General features: G+C 42.9%; 16 protein-coding genes and 1 pseudogene. 3 read left to right on the forward strand and 14 right to left on the reverse strand.

Going from position 1 to position 19,231, the window contains the following annotated elements:
• Positions 1-6: 6 nt before the first annotated feature.
• The 8 genes from VFDL14_RS04115 to VFDL14_RS04085 form a co-directional block, all read right to left on the reverse strand.
• A complete protein-coding gene (locus tag VFDL14_RS04115; protein ID WP_032552829.1) occupies positions 7-873 on the reverse strand; it encodes an HlyD family secretion protein in 867 nt (288 codons plus the stop codon).
• A gap of 10 nt (positions 874-883) precedes the next feature.
• Complete coding sequence (locus VFDL14_RS24140) at positions 884-1,096, reverse strand: DUF1656 domain-containing protein (RefSeq protein ID WP_084181912.1); 213 nt, start codon at positions 1,094-1,096, stop codon at positions 884-886.
• Between the two features lie 87 nt (positions 1,097-1,183).
• Entirely contained in the window at positions 1,184-2,476 is a 1,293-nt protein-coding gene (locus VFDL14_RS04110; RefSeq protein ID WP_032552831.1) for a threonine/serine ThrE exporter family protein, read from the reverse strand.
• A gap of 94 nt (positions 2,477-2,570) precedes the next feature.
• Entirely contained in the window at positions 2,571-3,563 is a 993-nt protein-coding gene (locus VFDL14_RS04105; RefSeq protein WP_032552832.1) for a CobW family GTP-binding protein, read from the reverse strand.
• On the reverse strand, positions 3,553-5,055 hold the full coding sequence (locus VFDL14_RS04100; protein WP_032552833.1) for an amidohydrolase family protein: 1,503 nt from the start codon (positions 5,053-5,055) through the stop codon (positions 3,553-3,555). The genes VFDL14_RS04105 and VFDL14_RS04100 overlap by 11 nt, the downstream gene beginning before the upstream one ends.
• 268 nt (positions 5,056-5,323) lie before the next feature.
• A complete protein-coding gene (locus VFDL14_RS04095) occupies positions 5,324-5,827 on the reverse strand; it encodes a DUF3299 domain-containing protein (RefSeq protein ID WP_032552834.1) in 504 nt (167 codons plus the stop codon).
• 65 nt (positions 5,828-5,892) lie between these two features.
• Positions 5,893-7,518 carry a hydrolase gene (locus VFDL14_RS04090; protein ID WP_050487472.1) on the reverse strand — a complete coding sequence of 542 codons (1,626 nt, stop codon included), beginning with the start codon at positions 7,516-7,518 and terminating at the stop codon, positions 5,893-5,895.
• 263 nt (positions 7,519-7,781) lie between these two features.
• A complete protein-coding gene (locus tag VFDL14_RS04085; protein WP_032552836.1) occupies positions 7,782-9,485 on the reverse strand; it encodes an autotransporter assembly complex protein TamA in 1,704 nt (567 codons plus the stop codon).
• Positions 9,486-9,565: 80 nt separating this feature from the next.
• Between VFDL14_RS04085 and VFDL14_RS24145 the strand changes: the two are divergent.
• Positions 9,566-9,889 (forward strand): annotated as a pseudogene (locus VFDL14_RS24145) (tyrosine-type recombinase/integrase); the annotation flags it as partial.
• Positions 9,890-10,013: 124 nt separating this feature from the next.
• Here the strand turns inward: VFDL14_RS24145 and VFDL14_RS04080 are convergent.
• On the reverse strand, positions 10,014-11,057 hold the full coding sequence (locus tag VFDL14_RS04080) for a GMP reductase (protein ID WP_032552837.1): 1,044 nt from the start codon (positions 11,055-11,057) through the stop codon (positions 10,014-10,016).
• A 607-nt stretch (positions 11,058-11,664) separates the two neighbouring features.
• Between VFDL14_RS04080 and VFDL14_RS04075 the strand changes: the two genes are divergently transcribed.
• Positions 11,665-12,207: an outer membrane beta-barrel protein gene (locus VFDL14_RS04075; protein ID WP_032552838.1), complete on the forward strand. Its 543-nt coding sequence runs from the start codon at positions 11,665-11,667 to the stop codon at positions 12,205-12,207.
• An 81-nt stretch (positions 12,208-12,288) separates the two neighbouring features.
• Here the strand turns inward: VFDL14_RS04075 and VFDL14_RS04070 are convergent, their stop codons facing one another.
• The 4 genes from VFDL14_RS04070 to VFDL14_RS04055 form a co-directional block, all read right to left on the reverse strand.
• The gene (locus VFDL14_RS04070; protein ID WP_032552840.1) at positions 12,289-12,723 is read right to left on the reverse strand and encodes a PAS domain-containing protein; all 435 of its coding nucleotides are present in this window, start codon (positions 12,721-12,723) and stop codon (positions 12,289-12,291) included.
• A gap of 2 nt (positions 12,724-12,725) precedes the next feature.
• On the reverse strand, positions 12,726-13,730 hold the full coding sequence (locus tag VFDL14_RS04065) for a response regulator (protein ID WP_032552841.1): 1,005 nt from the start codon (positions 13,728-13,730) through the stop codon (positions 12,726-12,728).
• A 272-nt stretch (positions 13,731-14,002) separates the two neighbouring features.
• Positions 14,003-14,248, reverse strand: a complete 246-nt coding sequence (locus VFDL14_RS04060; RefSeq protein ID WP_032552842.1) for a hypothetical protein — start codon at positions 14,246-14,248, stop codon at positions 14,003-14,005.
• 92 nt (positions 14,249-14,340) lie between these two features.
• Entirely contained in the window at positions 14,341-15,690 is a 1,350-nt protein-coding gene (locus VFDL14_RS04055) for an MATE family efflux transporter (RefSeq protein WP_032552843.1), read from the reverse strand.
• Positions 15,691-15,791: 101 nt separating this feature from the next.
• Between VFDL14_RS04055 and VFDL14_RS04050 the strand changes: the two genes are divergently transcribed.
• On the forward strand, positions 15,792-16,742 hold the full coding sequence (locus tag VFDL14_RS04050; RefSeq protein WP_032552845.1) for a LysR family transcriptional regulator: 951 nt from the start codon (positions 15,792-15,794) through the stop codon (positions 16,740-16,742).
• Positions 16,743-16,853: 111 nt separating this feature from the next.
• On the opposite strand, the gene VFDL14_RS04045 is transcribed toward VFDL14_RS04050, so the two are convergent.
• The gene (locus VFDL14_RS04045) at positions 16,854-18,980 is read right to left on the reverse strand and encodes a methyl-accepting chemotaxis protein (protein WP_032552846.1); all 2,127 of its coding nucleotides are present in this window, start codon (positions 18,978-18,980) and stop codon (positions 16,854-16,856) included.
• Positions 18,981-19,231 lie beyond the last annotated feature (251 nt).

Raw genomic sequence — 19,231 nt, forward strand, 5'->3', positions numbered from 1 at the left:
TTAACACTAATTTTGTTTATATATTTTGACGGAGGCGGTCATCCCAACACGTAACTGGATATATTCTGGCATATCATCAAGCTGAATTTTTACAGGAATTCGCTGAGCTAACCTGATCCACTGAAAGTTTGGATTTACGTTCGGCAACAAATCCACCCCAGTGCTACCATCTTGCTTTGCAATACCAAACCCAATACTTTGTACAGTACCTTCAATCACTATATCATCATGTGTCATCAACACAATTTGCGCTTCATTGTCGACGTTTACACCTTTTAAGTCCGTCTCTTTAAAATATGCCTCTATCCAAAAGCTATTTTTGTCAATTAAAGCAACCACTGGTGAATTAGCAACGACATGTGAACCGACGCGGAGATTGAGATTTGTAATATAACCATCTTCCGGTGCGTATACTTTCGTATACTCTAAATTTAGTAATGCTTCTTTTACCGTTGCTTGAGCTAGTTCTAAGTTTGCTTGAGCAGCTTCTATTGCATTATCCAAGTTATTAATTGTTAATACTGGAACTGAGCCTGGTGACCTCGACTCTAGACTCACTGCTCGTTGCTCTTCATTTAGTGCTCGCTCCAGACTTGCTTTTGCTTGCTGTTCTTCAGCTATCGCTTTGTCGTATGCAACTTTATAAAGACTATCGTCAATCTCGAACAGTAAATCGCCCTGTTTAACATCTGCATTGTCATGAACATGTACCGATGTAACCTGACCAGTTACTCTAGGAGTAATAGAGATGACGTAAGACTGAACTTGACCATCACGTGTCCATGGGCTCTGTGTGTAAGTGCTATAATATTGATACGATACTACCGCCGCACCTAGCACAAATAATAATGTCATTATGTTTCGTTTTAACACAATATCTACCTCAAAAAACTGGTATAACTTGACCTAATAGACCAGTGAACAGAATAACTAAACAAATTTCCACTACCGCAGGTAATGCAACATATTTATAAAGGCCAACTCTAGCCAAGCAATAGCTTGACGCCATCGACAATGCATATGCTATTAACAGAACTAGTAAAAGTGGAGGGTAATATATTTCTCCAAATACTAGCTCTCGTGGCATATCGCTCATAAGACATGCTCTCTTTTAATTTTAACTTAAGCGAATGATAAAATAGGAGATTCTCCAGCATTAAGATTAAATGCTGGATAAAATAGTTTATATATAATTGGGATTCTTCTTAACAAGATGTCCAGCCATTAACCCAAGCATCATGAAAATGGCAACAGTAATAGTTTCTGAAAATTGCTCGAAACCTAGCGCAATATCCCCACCAACTATATTGACTAGTCCTCTAAATCCGATTGTACCACTGACCAGTAGGACGATAATTGGTATCAGTACAATCAAACTTGGTCTTTTTGTACGAATAGACCATTCACTCGCAATTACTGCTGCTATAGCACTACTAACAAACGCGGCGACAAATTTTGGGGCGAACTCAGCAACCCCTAGGAAAGCTGAGAAGGTAGCCGTTGACGCTAATAACACCCAAAACATATCTTTCTTTGGTGTCTGAAAGACGATAATCAAGCCAAGCATTAAAATTGGAAACAATATGAAAAACCAAGAACTATCAATGGCGGTTATGCTCTCAGGAGCAATAGGTAAAGCTAAGAAAAGAGAAACCAATTTGAGCCCAAGCATTGACCCGACAACCATCTTAGCCATACAAATCAGACCATTAGATAAGTTGATAACACCAGACCGCCACTTTCCTGCAACCAATTCACCAATGCCTAAGCTTACTGAATATCCAGGAAGGATGATTGCCGTAGCGGAAAGAATGACCAAAACCACATTCAATTGAGGCACCAAAAAATAGCTCACCGCCGTAAGACCACCCGCCACAAAGCTGGCAATTAAAGGAAGTAATGGTTGGAATAGTGGCTTCCATTGAGTGCTTGAAAAGACGATTAAGTAAACAATTATGCTGATAAAAGGGCCGATTAACGTATCTAGCCAGTTACCGCCTATGAGCCCAGGCAACCCAATAGCAACAGCTATGTAACTCAGTAAAATACTAAATGGGCCCCACACAGGTTTTGTTGCATCAACTTGTTCGAGCTCTTTTATGATCTCCTCAAAGCCTATCCCACCAGTTTTTATTTTAGAAACGACATCACCCAACTTTGCAAGCTTATTTAAGTCAACATCATTCTGTATTGAAATACTGTCTTCTCTAGTGTTTTTTGAACCAGTATCAGTCAATGATACCCACAATGTATTTGGCGTACATTTAACATTTCCAGTATAACCAAAAGCGTCAAAACACGAACGAATATACGACTCTACTGTTATCGTTGTTGCACCATACTTGTGTGCAGCTGCACCCACTTTCGTTATTAACGTCCATATCTGGTCAAAACTAAAAAAGCCATTAGTCAAACCTGAGAATTTTTTCTCGTGACTAACACACTCCATAACTTGGGTTGATTTGGGTTGATTCATAATGGATTCCAAACACGCCCCAATTATAAAATAATTGGGGCACTGATATTAAAATTGATGATTTATATAGATGTGGTGTCTATTTGCATAAGTTTCATGCAAGACATTGCAACAATGCAGATTCCAGTGCATTAAAATTGATCGCTTGGTGGCGCCCAATAAATACAAGTTCCGTCATTTGCTTAGACTCTTTTTTAGAGCTCATTGGCTTGATTGTTGCCCTTTTGCCTACCAGTTGCAAAATTAAGGGACTATCTCCCTTCTCTTGGCAATACATCACCCCCTTCGCTCTAAACAGCTCGCCAGGTAGATTAGTCAGTAATTGGTGTATGTAATCCAACTTAAACGGCTTGTCTGACCTATACGTCCACGTATCAAACATCAGATCATGTTTGTGAAGATGTTGCTTCTTATTGTTTACGTAGTTGACAGATACATCTACACCCGTTAGTTCACCTTTAGGTGAACTACTTTTGGCTACAGACCCCACTAAAACTTCAAAAGGCACGTTACAATTCACTGCTGGAAAGATTTGTACGCCTGGCCTCAATGATTTAATCCAGTTTTCGGTCTCTTCCACCTTCTCCTCAGACGCTAGGTCAACTTTGTTGAGAAGGAGTAAATCTGCACCTTTGACTTGTGCTTCAGCAAGCTCCTTCTCTTTACCTTCAACATCCAGGCCTTGATCTGCATCAACCACCGTGACAACGCCGTCAATAAGAATATGTTCCCATATCTCCGGAGCATTAAAGCTTTCTACAATACCTTTAGGGTCCGCCACACCACTTGATTCGATGATGATATGGTCAGGTCTGTCTTCCATTGTCGCTAGACTCAAGATTGACTTAACCAAATCCATTCGAATTGAACAACAAACACAGCCATTGGCCAAATTTACGACGCCATCATCCACTTCAGAAATCAAGTTCGCATCAACATTAATTGATCCAAAATCATTCACTAACACGCCGATTTTAATGCCGTGCTCTGATGTTAATATATGGTTTAAAAGAGTTGTTTTTCCTGCACCTAGAAAACCAGAAACAATGGTCACCGGAATTGGCGATTGTTTATCATTAACCTTCATGTTGAGCACCTCTAATTGCCTTGCCTGGAAAAGCGTTGACGTTTAGTTCTTCATCTTCTATGACAAATGAGCCATTTACGAGTACGTGCTGCATACCTTGTGAGGTTTGTAGTGGCTCAACAAATGTGCCCTTTTCACCAACGGTTTCAGGATCGAATACAATAACATCAGCATCCATTCCTGGTTGAAGGCGTGCTTTCTTCTTCATTGAAGGAACACCATCTTCTAAGATCAGTGCTGAGTTCAGTGAACAGCGACGAATCGCTTCCATCCAGCTGATGATTCCTCTTTCTCTCACCCACTTTCTTAGGAATTTCGTGTAATTCGCTGCAGCACGTGGGTGATTGTTTAGATCTTTTGGCAACGGCCATTCTGTTCCTTCATAAAAAGTGCCATTAGGTGCAACCCACGGCAAACCATCTGTACAAATTGCAGTGCCTGGGTACAACACCGAAATATCAAGTAGATATGCATCATGAGGGTTTTTGTCTTCATTCAAGAAATGTACAATCACTGAATCTTCTGGATGCTCAGTTCTTGCAGTTACAAACTCTTCTTTGGTATCAAAGTCTTTGTTAGTTTTCACAAGAGTTAAATCATTCCAGTCAATCTGTAAGCGTTCACGGATATCCTCTGGATCGAACTCTTCCGCACCGATGCCTGAGTTACCCGCTCCCCAAACATACGCTTCAGTAGTAATAGGCAAGCCTCGGCCTTGAGCTTCTTGCACTACATCTCGAATTGGTTCAATTGAACGTAGACTTGTGCTGTTCCAGTGACATAGGTGAGTTTTCGCACCTGTAGCACCCGCGAGTCCAACTAATTCAACCACATTACCAAAACCGCTGTTTGGTTCTAGAACAGATAGATTTTGGATGTGAGTAAAAGTAGGTTGATTATATTTAGCTGCCAGTTTCCAGAGGCCATACATCTCTCTTGGGCCAGCTCCTGGTACATAGCCATGAATAACACCAATACCTATACCGCCTTCTTTTAGCCCTTGTTCAACCATAACAAGAATTTTCTCAAGTTCTTCGTCAGTAGCGGCATTCTTAGTCCATTCACTTAGTCCAAATGAGGAGAACAACATACCAAGGTCAGGGACTGGTTCCCCCGTCTCTGGGTTCATGGTGTTGAGTCGAGTCCACCCCCAACCTACTGAAGCGCCATAATTAAGAGGACGACCTTCATTCTCACACTTGTCATAGAACGCAGAGATAGGATAGCAGCCTGCTTCTAGCTCAAGAGCTGTGGTCAGCCCATCAAAAGCTTGCATTCGGTTGCTTGGGATGTTCATTCCATGAGAGTGTAGGTCGATAAAACCAGGGCAAACGATCTTACCTGTTACGTCTTTTTCAATTTCACCACTAATATCATCATTAGTAATGACTTCAATACGAGATCCAGAGATCCCTACGTTGTAAATGCCATCTAAATACGTTTCCGGATCAATCACTCGGCCGTTTTTAAGTACTACATCATATTTCTTCATACATTTTTCTCTAATTAATTAGCTGAACTTCATGGCTATCAACATCTTAATTACAAGCCATACTAGGTAACTACGGAAATAATATGATACTTTTTTAAACCCGAACAATCTCAACGTGAGGATTCAACCCTTCAATCGTCAACAAGGCTTACTAGTCAAATAATTTGTTTAATTATCCCTGTAAAATCAATTCATTTAATACTAAATAAAAAAGAGCCAAACCCCGGTAAAGGTTTAGCTCTATTAAAATTAAACAGTTTATTACTAGTTAAAATTTTTCTATCTTATCTAGTTTCATTTGATATCCGATACTAGCGAGGTCATTATCAACTGATTCAGTTGAAATAGTACCTTCTACCGTAACTCCGGTCCATAGATCTTCCATGTTTACACCCTCCTCTGAAATAACATAAATGATTTGGTTGGGTGGTGGCGGGGGGACATGGATACACGCGCCAACGAATGGTACTAACATAAATTCAGTCAGTGTTTTATCATCCCCTTCCAGAGGAATAATAAAACCTGGTATAGATACTGTCTTTTGATTTAAATCTGAGCGCGCTGTACCAAATGTGATTTGGTTCATTTTCAGTGAATCGTCTGTATGATCAAGAAGAGCTAAGGAAGCACTTTGTGCTTGCATATATAACTCATATCTCGCCACTTCATCTTCTGGAATAAGGTCTTTCCACCTTAACTCCAGCACTTCACTCGCATAAGATACCGCGGGAGAAATAAGTATAATCAGTAATAAAGAGATTCTAGTAAGCATAGATGTACCATCATTGAACTTAAAAACAGAGAGCTCTTTCGAGCTCTCTTAAATATTAATTCTAGTTACTTATTTTCAACGACTGAGGTGAAATCAATTTCCTCACCAGCATTCGTGTATTTTTCTTTCCAGTCACTAGCCGTACGCTCTTGATAAAGCGACTTTTCTGTAGGAGTAAATCGGATAGCCTGACCACCACGCGCTTCTTTAATTACTTTGTCATCACGAACAGTTTCTACACCACCTACAATGACTGATTGAAAGCCAGTCGATGGTACTGCCGCGTCAGTGTAAGTTGCGTTATCACGAACGGTTTCTGGATCAAATACCACAATATCGGCAATCATACCTTCCTGCATACGGCCACGCTTTTGCATCGCTTCTAAGCCAGCCTCTCCTAAGTGATAGGCTGAGTTGTATGACAAAATAGCTAGAGTATCCATTAGAGGAACATTGTTTTCACGCGCTAGGCGAAGAGTTAGTGCGCGAGATCCTGACGTACGTGGGTGACCATTTGCCAATTTTTCGTATGGTGTATCCCAGTCACCTTCGATTGGCATCATTGGCAAAGCATCACTCGCCATAGTCACACCTTTCAAAGAAATCCAACGTACTGGATCTGTCTCTGGTGCTTTAAATAGTAAGATAACTTTAGTTGGGTCTTTAGCTACATCTTCTTTATACTTTTCTAGCGTATAGAATTCATTAGTTGCAGGGTCAAAAAGTGTATCTTCATAACGGTGACCTAAGCGGTCAATCCAGTTCTCTGGTTTGATAAAGACAGCACCAAGTGTTGTACCACCCGCAGTGTAAGGATATATCTCACCCCAAATGTTAACCCCTTTTTCACGCAAGTTAACCATCATCTCCTGAGCTAACTCCCAACCAGGGTTATTAAAGTGAAGTAATGATATTGGAGCATCGAGTGCTAAGCCATTAGCTACAATTTCCATCGCTCCAAGGTTTTCATTAGTTGCGTTATCTGGAGTAAAGCGAGTGTGTGCACCAGTGTGACGGCCATAAGCAGCAGCTACACGTTGTAATTCATACATCTCCTGGCTAGTTACGCCCTCGCGCATGTAACCAACTGTACTCGCAAGGTTAAGGCCACCAGCTTTCATACCTTCATCAACTTCTTTAGCGATTTCTTCTAGCTGCTCAGTAGTTGGGGTTTCTAGGGCCCATCCAGTTTTATTTCGGGTGACAAGTGCAGAAACTGGATCGTATAAGTTCTTTTGAGGTTGATTATCTAGTACTTTGGCACGAGCAAATTCGTGACTTACACCACAACCATAATTCGCTTGTGTAACACCTTCACGATCTGCATACCACTGTTCGATGGCTGAACCAGCACAACCCAATTCTAAGTCCATCGACGAGGTCAGTCCATCGCGTAAACCTATTTTATAACCTAGCTCGCGAGGCCAATGGAAGTGTGTATCAATAAAACCAGGGGCAACTACTTTACCAGTTGCATCAATAACTTTTTCACCTTTCAGTTCATCGGTAGAAATAGCTACAATCTCATCACCAATAATACCTACGTTAGACACTTTATCGTAGTTTGTCTCCGGATCCATAACTCGACCGTTTTTGATAACGACGTCATAGCTTTGGGCAAATACCCCATCTGAAAGACACACTGATATAATCAGTGCAACACTTGAGGCTACTTTTGTTGATTTGAACATTTTTGGCTCCACTTATATGAAAACGTTGAGATTTCACTATTTGATTCATACCTAATTAAGATGCTGTAACTTTAACTCATTTTAATTTAGTTACTTCATCGCTAACCGAGGACACAACCCATCAAAGCACTCCCCAAAAGACACTTGTTAATGCGGCATACCATACCTGAACAAACACAGTTAATGACTTGAATTAAAATGAATTATTTTACTATACACTAGCAATATATAGCTTATCTTGATCACTTGCGCATTCCAGGACTTCAAAACTGTGTGCCAACAGAAAGATGAAGCCGCCAGTCATCCGTACTTTGATCATTCACACTGCGGGCTATATCCAATTTAATTGGAACATATTGTGACTCCCATATAATACTCATACCTGTCCCAAATTTCGGCTCAGGTTTGGAATCAAAGGCATCACCAATGTCCACAAAACCACCAAGCCACCATGACTTATGTACGTTATATTGATATTCCAAACCAGCTGACATCATATATTGAGCCCCTGTTAATTCCCCATTGCTATCAACTGGTGATACAGAATTATATTGATAACCACGAATACTCTCTCCACCACCTGAAAAAAATCGTAAGGATGACGGGAGCTCTTCCGGAGCATCAGTTATATTGGCGCCAAAATCATATCTAAAATTTAGCTTTTGCGAAGAGGTAATGTCGAACGATGCCAATGAACTTCCTGTAATACGAAGTACCTGCGTATCAGAAAAAAACTGTCGCTCTGAAAACTCAACAGCGTACTCGTGCTTATGTCTTAATTCCGATCTATTTTGCTTATGTGTGAGGTAGGCAAAAGATATTCCAGGCATTAACAATCTTGAAGTACCTTCAACACCAGCTTGTGTATAGGATTCTCCATGATATTTAAGGTACAGGCTAGTCAACCAATGCTCATCAAGCTGCCAGCTTTTAGCAAACCTGAGATCTCCTAACAAACTTTTTGTATCAAGATAATCAATATGCTCGGCTTTAAACTGGATATCATACGACTCCATCAATACGTTTTCAGTTGGTATCCGATAACCTAATCCCAAAGTTTGTTTAGGTTTAGACAAATCAAGCCTTGATTCGAAGCTATGTCCTTTTTCGTTATACCACGGCTGTCGCCAACGCAAAGATGCCCTTACGCCAACATCCACTGAATAGCCTCCCCCAACTTCCACTTGATTCTTCGCATTTGGGATAACCTCTACAGATATTGGTACTTGATGATTATCGTCAGCCTCATCGTATTCTGCCGTCACAACCGCAGATTTAAACCAACCTGTTTCCGAAAGCTTAATTTGGTATTCACTTAACTTTGTTAATTGGATTGGCTCTTCTACACTGAAGGGCTGCAAGTTCGTGAGCTTAAACTCATCAATTTGACTACCTCGAACGCTAGTACTCCCGAAGTAATACTTCTCTCCGCAATTAAATTGAAGTTTAACGAAGGCAAAGTTACTACTTGGTAACACTCTTAATTCTGATTGCGTAAAACTACCAAACAAATACCCTTTTTGTATCGCCAATCTTTCAATATTTCTTTTTAGTCCATCATAATCTTGATGACTTAAAGGCTCTCCGATCTTTAATGCGCTAGCCTTCTCCAATTCATCGAAGTCAAGCTCATCTTCCAAGCTGCACTCAAAATCAATCTCGATGGACTTTATTGTAGTTCGCGGGCCTGACTCAACATGTACTATAAGATTTGAATTGTTTACGCGTTCCAACTCTACTTTAGAGTGATAGTAACCAAACGGGTTAAGCGCCTTATCGACAGCTGACTGAACGGCTCTATTACTCACTTGTTCTAGTGGATTCGTCTTTAGGTAGGCCAAATAGCTACTAACATTGCTCTGTTCGGGTTTCTCCAAACCTAGAACCTTCAGTTCAAACGCACTTACGTTACTTACGAAGAAGACAATAAAAACAGCCGCTATTTTGAAAGTTTCTGACAGTTTCACGCCTACCTCCCTATCTGGAAAGCAAGCAATCTACCTGTGAACTTACGTACTTTGTAATCGCGATTGAAGGATCTCGCCCTACACTACTGAATCGCTCTGTACCCATCTCTGAAGAGCTTTACAACGAGATATACAAACTAACTTCAGGGAAGCTCTTTGAAGAATGCTATACACCTTTCTGCTACATATTGAAGAATAAACTGAGCATCACCCTACCATCAGGGCAAGCCTCCCATGTATTGCGTCATTCGTTCGCAAGTCACTTCATGATGAATGGTGGTAATATATTAGTGCTAAGGGACATTCTAGGTCACGCCGATATCAGCATGACAATGCGCTATACCCACTTCGCACCCGATCACCTATCTGAAGCAATTATCCATAACCCTCTTTCTAACCTGTAACCTGTCGCCACAAATTTTTTTGCTCGGCTGTCGCCACTTTGTCGCCACTTGCCAAATTTCAGCTAAAAAAAGAGCCACTCTAAAGTGGCTCAATTCTTATAAATTAAAACAATCGTTTAAAACGTTATTCTTTGCCGAATACGTTGTTCTCTTGCTCTTGTACACGGATGAAAGTCGTACGCTTAGTTAGCTCTTTAAGCTTTGCTGCGCCTACGTATGTACAAGTTGAACGTACACCACCAAGGATGTCAGAGATAGTGCCGTGAACAGAACCACGGAACGGAAGTAAAACAGTTTTGCCTTCAGCTGCGCGGTACTTAGCAACACCACCTGAGTGCTTGTCCATAGCCGACTGAGAAGACATGCCATAGAACTTCATGAACTTCTTACCGTCTTGCTCTACTACTTCACCGCCTGACTCTTCGTGGCCCGCTAGCATACCGCCTAGCATTACGAAGTCTGCGCCGCCGCCGAATGCTTTTGCAACGTCACCCGCACATGAACAGCCACCGTCACCGATGATCATGCCGCCTAGGCCGTGCGCTGCGTCACCACACTCGATGATTGCAGAAAGCTGAGGGTAACCAACACCTGTTTTAACACGTGTAGTACATACAGAACCTGGGCCGATACCAACTTTAACAATGTCAGCACCCGCTAGGATTAGCTCTTCACACATGTCACCTGTTACAACGTTACCTGCAGAGATAACTTTGTTCGGGAATTCAGCACGTACCTTTTGAACGTACTCTACAAGGTGCTCTGAGTAGCCGTTTGCGATATCGATACAGATGAAGATTAGCTCTTCAGATAACGCCATGATCTCTTTTGTTTTTTCGAAATCAGCGTCAGAAGTACCTGTTGATACGAAAACATTGTTTAGCGTCTTCTTGTCTGCTGATTTTACGAAGTCAGCCCACTGCTCTACTGTGTAGTGTTTGTGAACAGCTGTCATTACTTCGTGCTCTGCAAGAGCCGCTGCCATTTCAAAACTTGCAACAGAATCCATATTTGCTGCAATAACAGGAGTACCAGCCCATTGACGACCGCTGTGCTTGAATGTAAACTCGCGGGTTAAATTTACTTGAGAACGACTTTTTAGTGTTGAACGCTTCGGGCGAAACAGTACATCTTTAAAGCCTAACTTAAGTTCTTGTTCGATACGCATGGTGTTTTTCCTTGATTCATAAATGTATGTGTCACTCGCATGGTGCGTTGTAAAGTCGTTGGCAGACGAGTTTACTTTTCTTCGGACACAAAAAAACCGGAGCGTTGGCAGACGCTCCGGTTTTCAGCATTATAGGCCGTGATTTATTAACAGCAAGTCTGATATTTCATTTTTTTTTATGCTATCCTCCCAAAGATTCCATATCCGAATTCCTCTCTCCTTTCCTATTTTTCAGCTATTTACTTAGATATTAACGACTTAAGCGCACAGCGTGACGCAAACTTACGCAACATTTGCGCAAACGTTTTCCACCCCTTCATCGCTACTTTCTCTTTTTATTTCTATTTCTGTGAGAAAAAGACGTCATCATGGTCAATCTTTGGCCTATAGAAACACTTCAAAAAGTACAAATTTTTTGAATTTTCTTGTTTGAGTGCCTAAAAAATCGCCGTTATGAAAAAGAATAAGGTGTCGCAGAGATCAAAAGCTCACTCTTTAGCGATAACTCTTGCGAGTCAAACAGTCTAAAATAAGGTATAAGTTGCTTATTAGAACGGCTCTTTATATTAAACAAGAGCACATTGAATGGCTTACAAGGACGTTAGTTATGAAGAAAACCCTCCCTCTACTTGCGCTTTTATGTATCAGTGGCTCCGCTTTGGCACAAAATGGTCCCGGTTCTTTCTATACCAATCTAGGTGTGACTGCGATTTCTGATGGTTCAGATTCTGAAACAGCCTACTTTGCGCAGCTAGGATACAACTATTACCTTTCACCTATGGTGTCACTCGATCTTAGCTTCGGTCATACCGCAACCTTAGATAGTACTGTGACGTCAGAATCTGATGGCTTTGCTTCAAAGTACAACTCTTACAGCGCAGGCCTAAAACTGGAGCAGAGCTTTGGTGGGTTTAATCTCTATGGTTCGGGCGGTGCGAGCTACATCGATTCCGAGGTAACACGTTGGGATGCAGTCAACAGCGTATCCAAAACAACAACAGACAGTAGTATCCAGCCTTATGCGAGTACAGGTATCACTTTTGCTCTGCTAGGCTCACCTTTAATTCTGGATACAGGCATCAGCTATCAATGGCTACCAAGCGGAGAAGGCGCCGCTTCTGTGTATGGTGGTGCCTACCTAAATTTCTAAGCCGTAGCCCATAAACAACACAAAACGAGAAAGGCACGCATAATCGCGTGCCTTTTCATTTATGAATCTGTTTAGTGATACTTACTGGCGAGCAACCAGAGCCTCTGCCGTCGCATCTTGAATAGAAAGAAACAGAGACGTGACTTGTCCAGTCGGAGAACGCATCGGGTTAAGCGTCACGTTCTGATACATGAAGTCTGCTTGTTGAGTGACAGGTCGTACGTTACGACACTTGAACAGATACGGGCGTTGTTGCCACGTAATGAAACTACGACAGCCAAGATCATAAACGGGTTTAGTTTTGAGGCGGAACCACTCTTCTGGGATCTCAGGAAACAGCTCGAAGATCGATTTGCCAATCGCATCATGAGACTGTTTACCACTGTGGTGTGTCATGAAGCCATTCCAAACTTGCACGTTAAAATCTCGGTCAATCACTACAAGTCCCATGTCGACGTTTTGAACCATATCGACCATCCAATGGAATTGCTCAAACTCTGCAGGTAACTGAAGCATAATTAGAACTCCTCCATTAGGTAAGACAGCTTGTTGTCTAGAAGTGGTAAAGATTCATCCACAAACATAAACAGTAGGTCACAGCGAATTGAGGTGCCTTCAATGTTGTAGCTCACCTCAAAGGTCATCGTCTTTTTGAACGAACCGCTGGTATTTGCAATCACAGATTCGATTGGAATATGTTGCCCTAACAGTACCGGAGAACTTTGGAAGAAACGCACTTCAGACTGTTCGCCTAAACCATTTAAGAAAGAGCCTACAAGAATGTTGGATACATCCATAAGCAGCTCTAACTCTTCAAGCTCTTCACTGTCAGTTGGCACCTTCATCAGCTTCTTGAGATCATTCACACTCGAGTCACTGAGAAGAACCAATGCTTCGCCGGCAATACCTTCACCACTAAAGCCTTGGCACACACCCGATACCTGGTCGTTGTCGGCCAAATCGCGCAGTGCCATGTGAAGCTCACTCACTTCAAAGATGTTTACGTTAGGCAGTGGCAGATGAACAAATACATCGAAGTGACGGGCTAATGCGTCTGCCGCGCGACCAATCGAAACGTTCGCCACTTCCATATAGATATCGCGTCTGCGCAGAATAGGCAGCTCTAGCGGCGCTGGTGTGACTAATTGTGGCTGCTTAGGCGGATCAACCAACTCACGAAGAACGGCTTTAAGTGCCTCTTGATCGATTGGTTTTTGCAGGAAGGCTTTCGCCCCAAGATCCATAACCTTTTGCTTAGCTTTAGGCTGAATATCACCAGACACAACAACAACAGGCGTCGTGTTACCCAAGCGTTGCATCTCTTCTAATGTCCCATAGCCATCCAACTCTGGCATGGTCAAATCGAGGAACATCAATTTAAACTGATTACTCGCTAATTCTTCGAGCGCATTCAATCCATGCACCGCGAAGGTTATGTCAGCATTTAACGACGGCGGTAAAGAGCGAGCCATCTGTTTTCGGGCTAAGGCAGAATCATCACATATAAGAACTGGAAACGACATTAATGTACCACCAATGATTGAAGCGAATAATAGCGAGTGTAACAGATCCTTATGGTATCAGGTACGGGGTGAATCCATTAATATGGTGATTACAGGCAAGATAATTAGAAGTTTTTGCTATGTTTGAGAGATCAAGATATGCAGTCAGAAACCCTTAATATAAAAGGGTTTCTGAATAAATCGAGTGGTGTTTTCTAAACAAGATGGTGGAATGGCAGCAATTAATAAATCACATCATTCCGTTCTAGAAATATGTGTAATGAAGCGATCGATTAAAGTTGGTATGTTGGCCATAAAATCAGTAAAGCAAAACGCAAAATGACAGCAAATACCAGAAGCGCAATACCTAAGCGATACCACTTATATTCCGAGACACTCATAGGAATGCGTTTATAGAACATGGTAATCACACCTTTCCAATCAGAACTGCGCTTTCCATATTGCATTACGCTCGTCAGTACAAAAAGAGCCCCAAGTACCAACATCCCTTTCTCGGCCCAAAACAACCCTACTTCCATTTGTACAACCTCTTTCCTTAAGTCTTCAATACAGTGTAATCAGCTTATGCTAGGGTTTCTGTACGACGTTGGTCTAAGTTGTACAAACGGGGTTAATGCGCCAATTGTGCCGAGCAATCTAAAGTGCGCTGCTTTCTGATCTCAACCATGAGTTGAACAAGCAATAAGATACCCGTAACACCAAGGCCGATACCAATACCGCCCCAGATACCAGCAAGCTGATAGTCCGGCATTAGATACCATGCCGCTGGTAAACCAAACACCCAATAGCCAATCGCTGTCATTACCGTTGGCATAGAGACAATTTTCATGCCTCTTAGCAGGTTGATCGCTAGCAGTTGCCATGCATCAACAATGAAGCAGAGAGCCACTACCCAGATAACCGAAGTTAACAGCGTCGACATGGTGTCTGTACCGTCATCAAGTTGGAAGATTGCCGCAATGGCTTCAGGCCACGCAATAAAGACACCGCACAACACCAAGCTCAACAGCGAGACCAGAATAAAGCTCTGAACTGAGGTTTTCTTGATGCCTTCAATATTACCCGCACCAAAGTCACGACCGACCAATATCGCCGCTGCTTGAGAGAAACCAAAGTTGAAGTTCCAAGTAAAGCTCAAGCACTGAAGTAGAATTTGGTGTAGTGCTAATGACGCAATACTGATGGTTCCTGCCATTAGCGTACCGCCATAGATAAGACCATGCTCCAGAATCGCCGCGACCGCGATAGGTAAGCCCATCAATAGCAGCGGAGCCATCAACTTGACCGAATACTCATCCAAGTGCAGCCAAGGGGCGAACGGTTTGAACTCGTCACGTTGAAATACCCAGAACGTATAGCCAATCATCACGACCAGTGCTGCAATCGCGGTACCTAAACCAAGCCCCGTTAAACCCATACCGAGCTCGAAGGTCATGAAATAGCTCACTGGAACGTTCAAAATAACAGTGGCTATCGACATGATCAAAATAGAGCGTACGTTACCAAAGGCGCTGGTTAATCCTCGCAAAACCAGTAATAACAATGATGGCAACATCACCCACTTAAGTGCATGAACGTACTCCATCGCAAGAGTAATCACCTCTGGCGGTTGTTTCGCCATTTCAAGTACTTGAGGCGCGAACCAGAAACCAGACATCAAAACAGCGCTCATCACAAACGAAAGCATGACTGCGCCTTTTACCGCCAAACGGATCTGTTGGTTACCAAAATCTGGGCGAGCAACTCTCTGCCCGTAGGCGATAGCGATTAAGTTGGCGACGCAGCCGACCGTGCTACTGGCAATAAGAAAAATAAAGAAGTAGATCGAGGCACCCAAACCACCCGCAGCCAGCGCAGATACGCTAATTCGAGACATCATCCATACATCGGTCAAAACCAATGCCATTGATATCAATTGTGAAATGATGAGCGGGAATGCAAGTGCGAGTATTTTTTTCATGAGAGCCTCTTAAGATTTCCACAAACCTTATGGCTTTTAGCACTAGCCTTCAATTGATATATCTGCCACTCTTACATTCCAAAAACTCATGCGAGTGTTTTATGACCCCATATCCAAATCTGCCCTATTCTCACAATGGACTGCGCGCCTTTGAGTCTGTCGCTAGGCTCATGAGCTTTACGCTGGCGGCTGATGAACTGAATGTTACTCAAAGTGCGGTAAGCCGACAGGTGAAACAGTTAGAAGATGAGCTAGAAATTTCGCTAGTGCGTCGCAAGCATCGCGCTATTGAACTGACGCCACAAGGTAACGAGTTGTACCTTGCCCTACGTGAAGGTTATAGCAACATTGAATCCGTGCTTGCCAGTTGGAAAGAGCCGAAGCAGAAACGAATCGTCATCAAAGCTGCGCTGAGTTATGCCACGCGAGTGCTGATTTCTAAAGTTAGGCAGCTCAATGAGAGGTACCCTGATTACGAGATCGTGATTATTCCTGTTATCGAGGAAGATGAAGCACTTAACTACACCGATTACGATTTATTGGTCTTCCATACGCAACTGAAGAACCATTACGACAACAAACCCGGTATCCGCGTACTGCGCGAAGAGTTTATGGCACCAGTCTGCTCGCACAGCTTAGTAACTGACGATCTTGATTTAGACTCAATCCTAACCTTACCAAGATTGCACCCCACCCTTGATCATACTGACTGGAAGACATGGTTATCCGATGTGGCGTATCCACCGACAACGCCTGTCAGAAATACCAGCTTCCTCTCCCTTGATTTAGCACTGAACGCCTGCCTTTCTGGACAAGGTGTTACCGTGACTGACTTGTTATTGATCATCCCTGAATTAGAGCGAGGATTTTTGTACTGTCCGCCTAACGCAAAAATTCAGCATAGTGCGTGGACGTATTACCTGCATCAAAATACCAAGAGCGCGGTCATTGATGATCTCATCGATTGGCTTGTTGAGGAGAATGAGAACGAGCTGAGCAAACTAAAACGCCTCGCTCAGCAGAATGATTGGTATGGAGTGATAGAGAGGTAGGTAGAGAGAGATAAATAGAGAGATAACGACAAAAACACCCACAAACTATCATCTATGGTGATGTAACTTGTGGGCGAGAGTTATCTGATTATCTCTTTCAATGTGAGAGCGTTAAGCCGCTTTCTTACTCACCTCAAATCGACCGATGAGTTGTTCCAGACGACCTAGTGCATTACCCATAAGAGTGACACGACGCGCCAACTGCTGAGTGGAAGTTTGCAAATCAGAGATCGAACGTTGAGCTTTGTCTGCTGTATGGCCGTTTTCTTGACTGTTCTCATCAAGTTTCGACATGGTCGCAAACAGCTCGGCAACAGCGACCCGCATCTGCTCACTTCGAGCACTAGAGTCGACCATCAAGTTACCTCGACTGACGTTTTCCACCCCTTGCTCCATCGATGCTACTGCACTGCGTGATTTAGCATGCAGCTCTTTCATCAGATCGCCAATGTGGTTGGCCGCCTGTGAAGTACGATCGGCTAAGGTTCTAACCTCTGACGCCACCACCGAGAAGCCTCGGCCATGCTCACCCGCTCGCGCAGATTCAATCGCCGCATTGAGAGCCAATAAATTAGTTTGTGCAGTGATATCCGTAATGATATTGATAATGTCTGAGACCTTACTCATCTCGTTATTCACTTCGTTAACACTGGTCGCTGAGCTTTCGACAATATGACGTACAGACTCCATCCCTTGCGCCGCCTGCTTGTACTCCTCTTCAGCGCTTTCCACAGCATGTTTCATCACCGTATCCATTTGAGTCGCTGAAACCGTCGCATTGGTGATTTCACTCTGTTGGTGCTGGCTCAACTCCAACATATTGTGCAGCGAATGTGAGGCGTCAACACTGGCTTGATTCATCACCACACTGCGCCTAAACATCGATTCTGACACTTGGCGCACCTCACTGCTCGCATGGATCAGTTCACTGATGATCCCATCGAGATTATCAATAAAGCTGTTCGTCCAACGTCCTAAACTGCCTAACTCATCGCTGCTGAAGGTACTAGGATCGAGTCGACGACTAAGGTTGCCGTCCCCTTCGGCCAGTGTCTGCATTACCATGGTCATCTTGCTCATTTTATTGACCAGCGGTTTAGCACTAAACGCTCGAAACAGACCAAGGCTCAACAACATGCAGACAACCATTAGGCTGGCCTGTATAAAAGGTGATAAATCAAAAAGGTGGGTCAGCAGCAAAGGTAGGAAAAGAGTAAAAAGCATGCTGCCAATAAAGTGTTTCGATAAGGTGTAGCTGAGGCTTCTATCACGGTACACCTCTTCCAAATCCGACTCGCACATCATGCCGAACTTATCTGGTGAGCCATCGAGTTGAAACGTCACACCTTTACCAATCACAGGAATGTGTCGGTAATCGGAATAACCCGGATATTCTACAAAGACATTGTTGCCTTTCTTTATCGTCTCTCTGACGCCTGGGTGCAGCTGTTTGGTCGCAGGGTCGGTAAAGCGGATTTCAAACTCGGTATGATGCTGAACTTTCACCACGCCCCAATCGGTATTGACGCCTTGTTTGAGGTTCTCACCATGCGAGAAGGTGTTGTCTTCAAATCGAGAACGAGATAGCGCGACACCCGCTTCAATACGTGGATCATGATTCGACTCCACCATAAAGATATAGTTATCCCCTGACTCACTATAGATATGCCCCGCTTCACGCTGAATAATATCGCCAATCACATCGTTTGGTACTCGCCCGCACAGACACAGTGGTTTGCCGTCTTCACGTGAGAACGGTACATAAAACATCAGTGTTACTTGGTCATGAAACGACGAACTTGAAGCACCAACCGATAACGTACGCTCATCGGCATAAGGCCCATGAAGGTAGCGCTTCTTTAAACCTGCGTTGAGCGCCTTGGGGTCAGTAAGCGTGTAACCAACATGATTACTGTAGCTCGATGCTTGGGCAATGCCTCGCTCGTCCACGACCGCGAGTTCTGAGATATCTGGGCTGCGATCAAGAAGCCTTTGTAACGTTTCCGTTGTTTGCTCTTCCGTTCGACTAGCAATATACAACGCGGCATCTTCGAGAAAGTCCCATTGGTTCTTTACCCAATTATTTAGTAACTGTACCCGTGTCTCCGCAATACTTTCGAACGTCTGCTCTAACTCCCTAGTGCGCGTTCGATTTAAAAAACAGGCCTTTCTCATCGCAATCTTACCCGTTGAGCCAAACCATTTAAGCCAATGACGTTCCTGATCCGTAAGGTTCATCTACATTCCTTGTTTTGTTTTACATCTATATACAACAAAGCAATTTATAGACCATATACAAAACAGGGCTTTAATTAACTTGTATGATTAATTTATATACAGATCAAACAATTACACTCCCTACTTTAGTGCGAATCGATCACCAATATAGTGCATTAGTAAAAAATTCGCCCAAAATTAATAGAGAAATACAACTCAAAAACTGGAACATTGATTCCATTTTTATGACGAATAAATGACATTAAAGCGAT

This window comes from Vibrio fortis (assembly GCF_000695685.1).
In the GTDB taxonomy this organism is placed as follows: domain Bacteria; phylum Pseudomonadota; class Gammaproteobacteria; order Enterobacterales; family Vibrionaceae; genus Vibrio; species Vibrio fortis_A.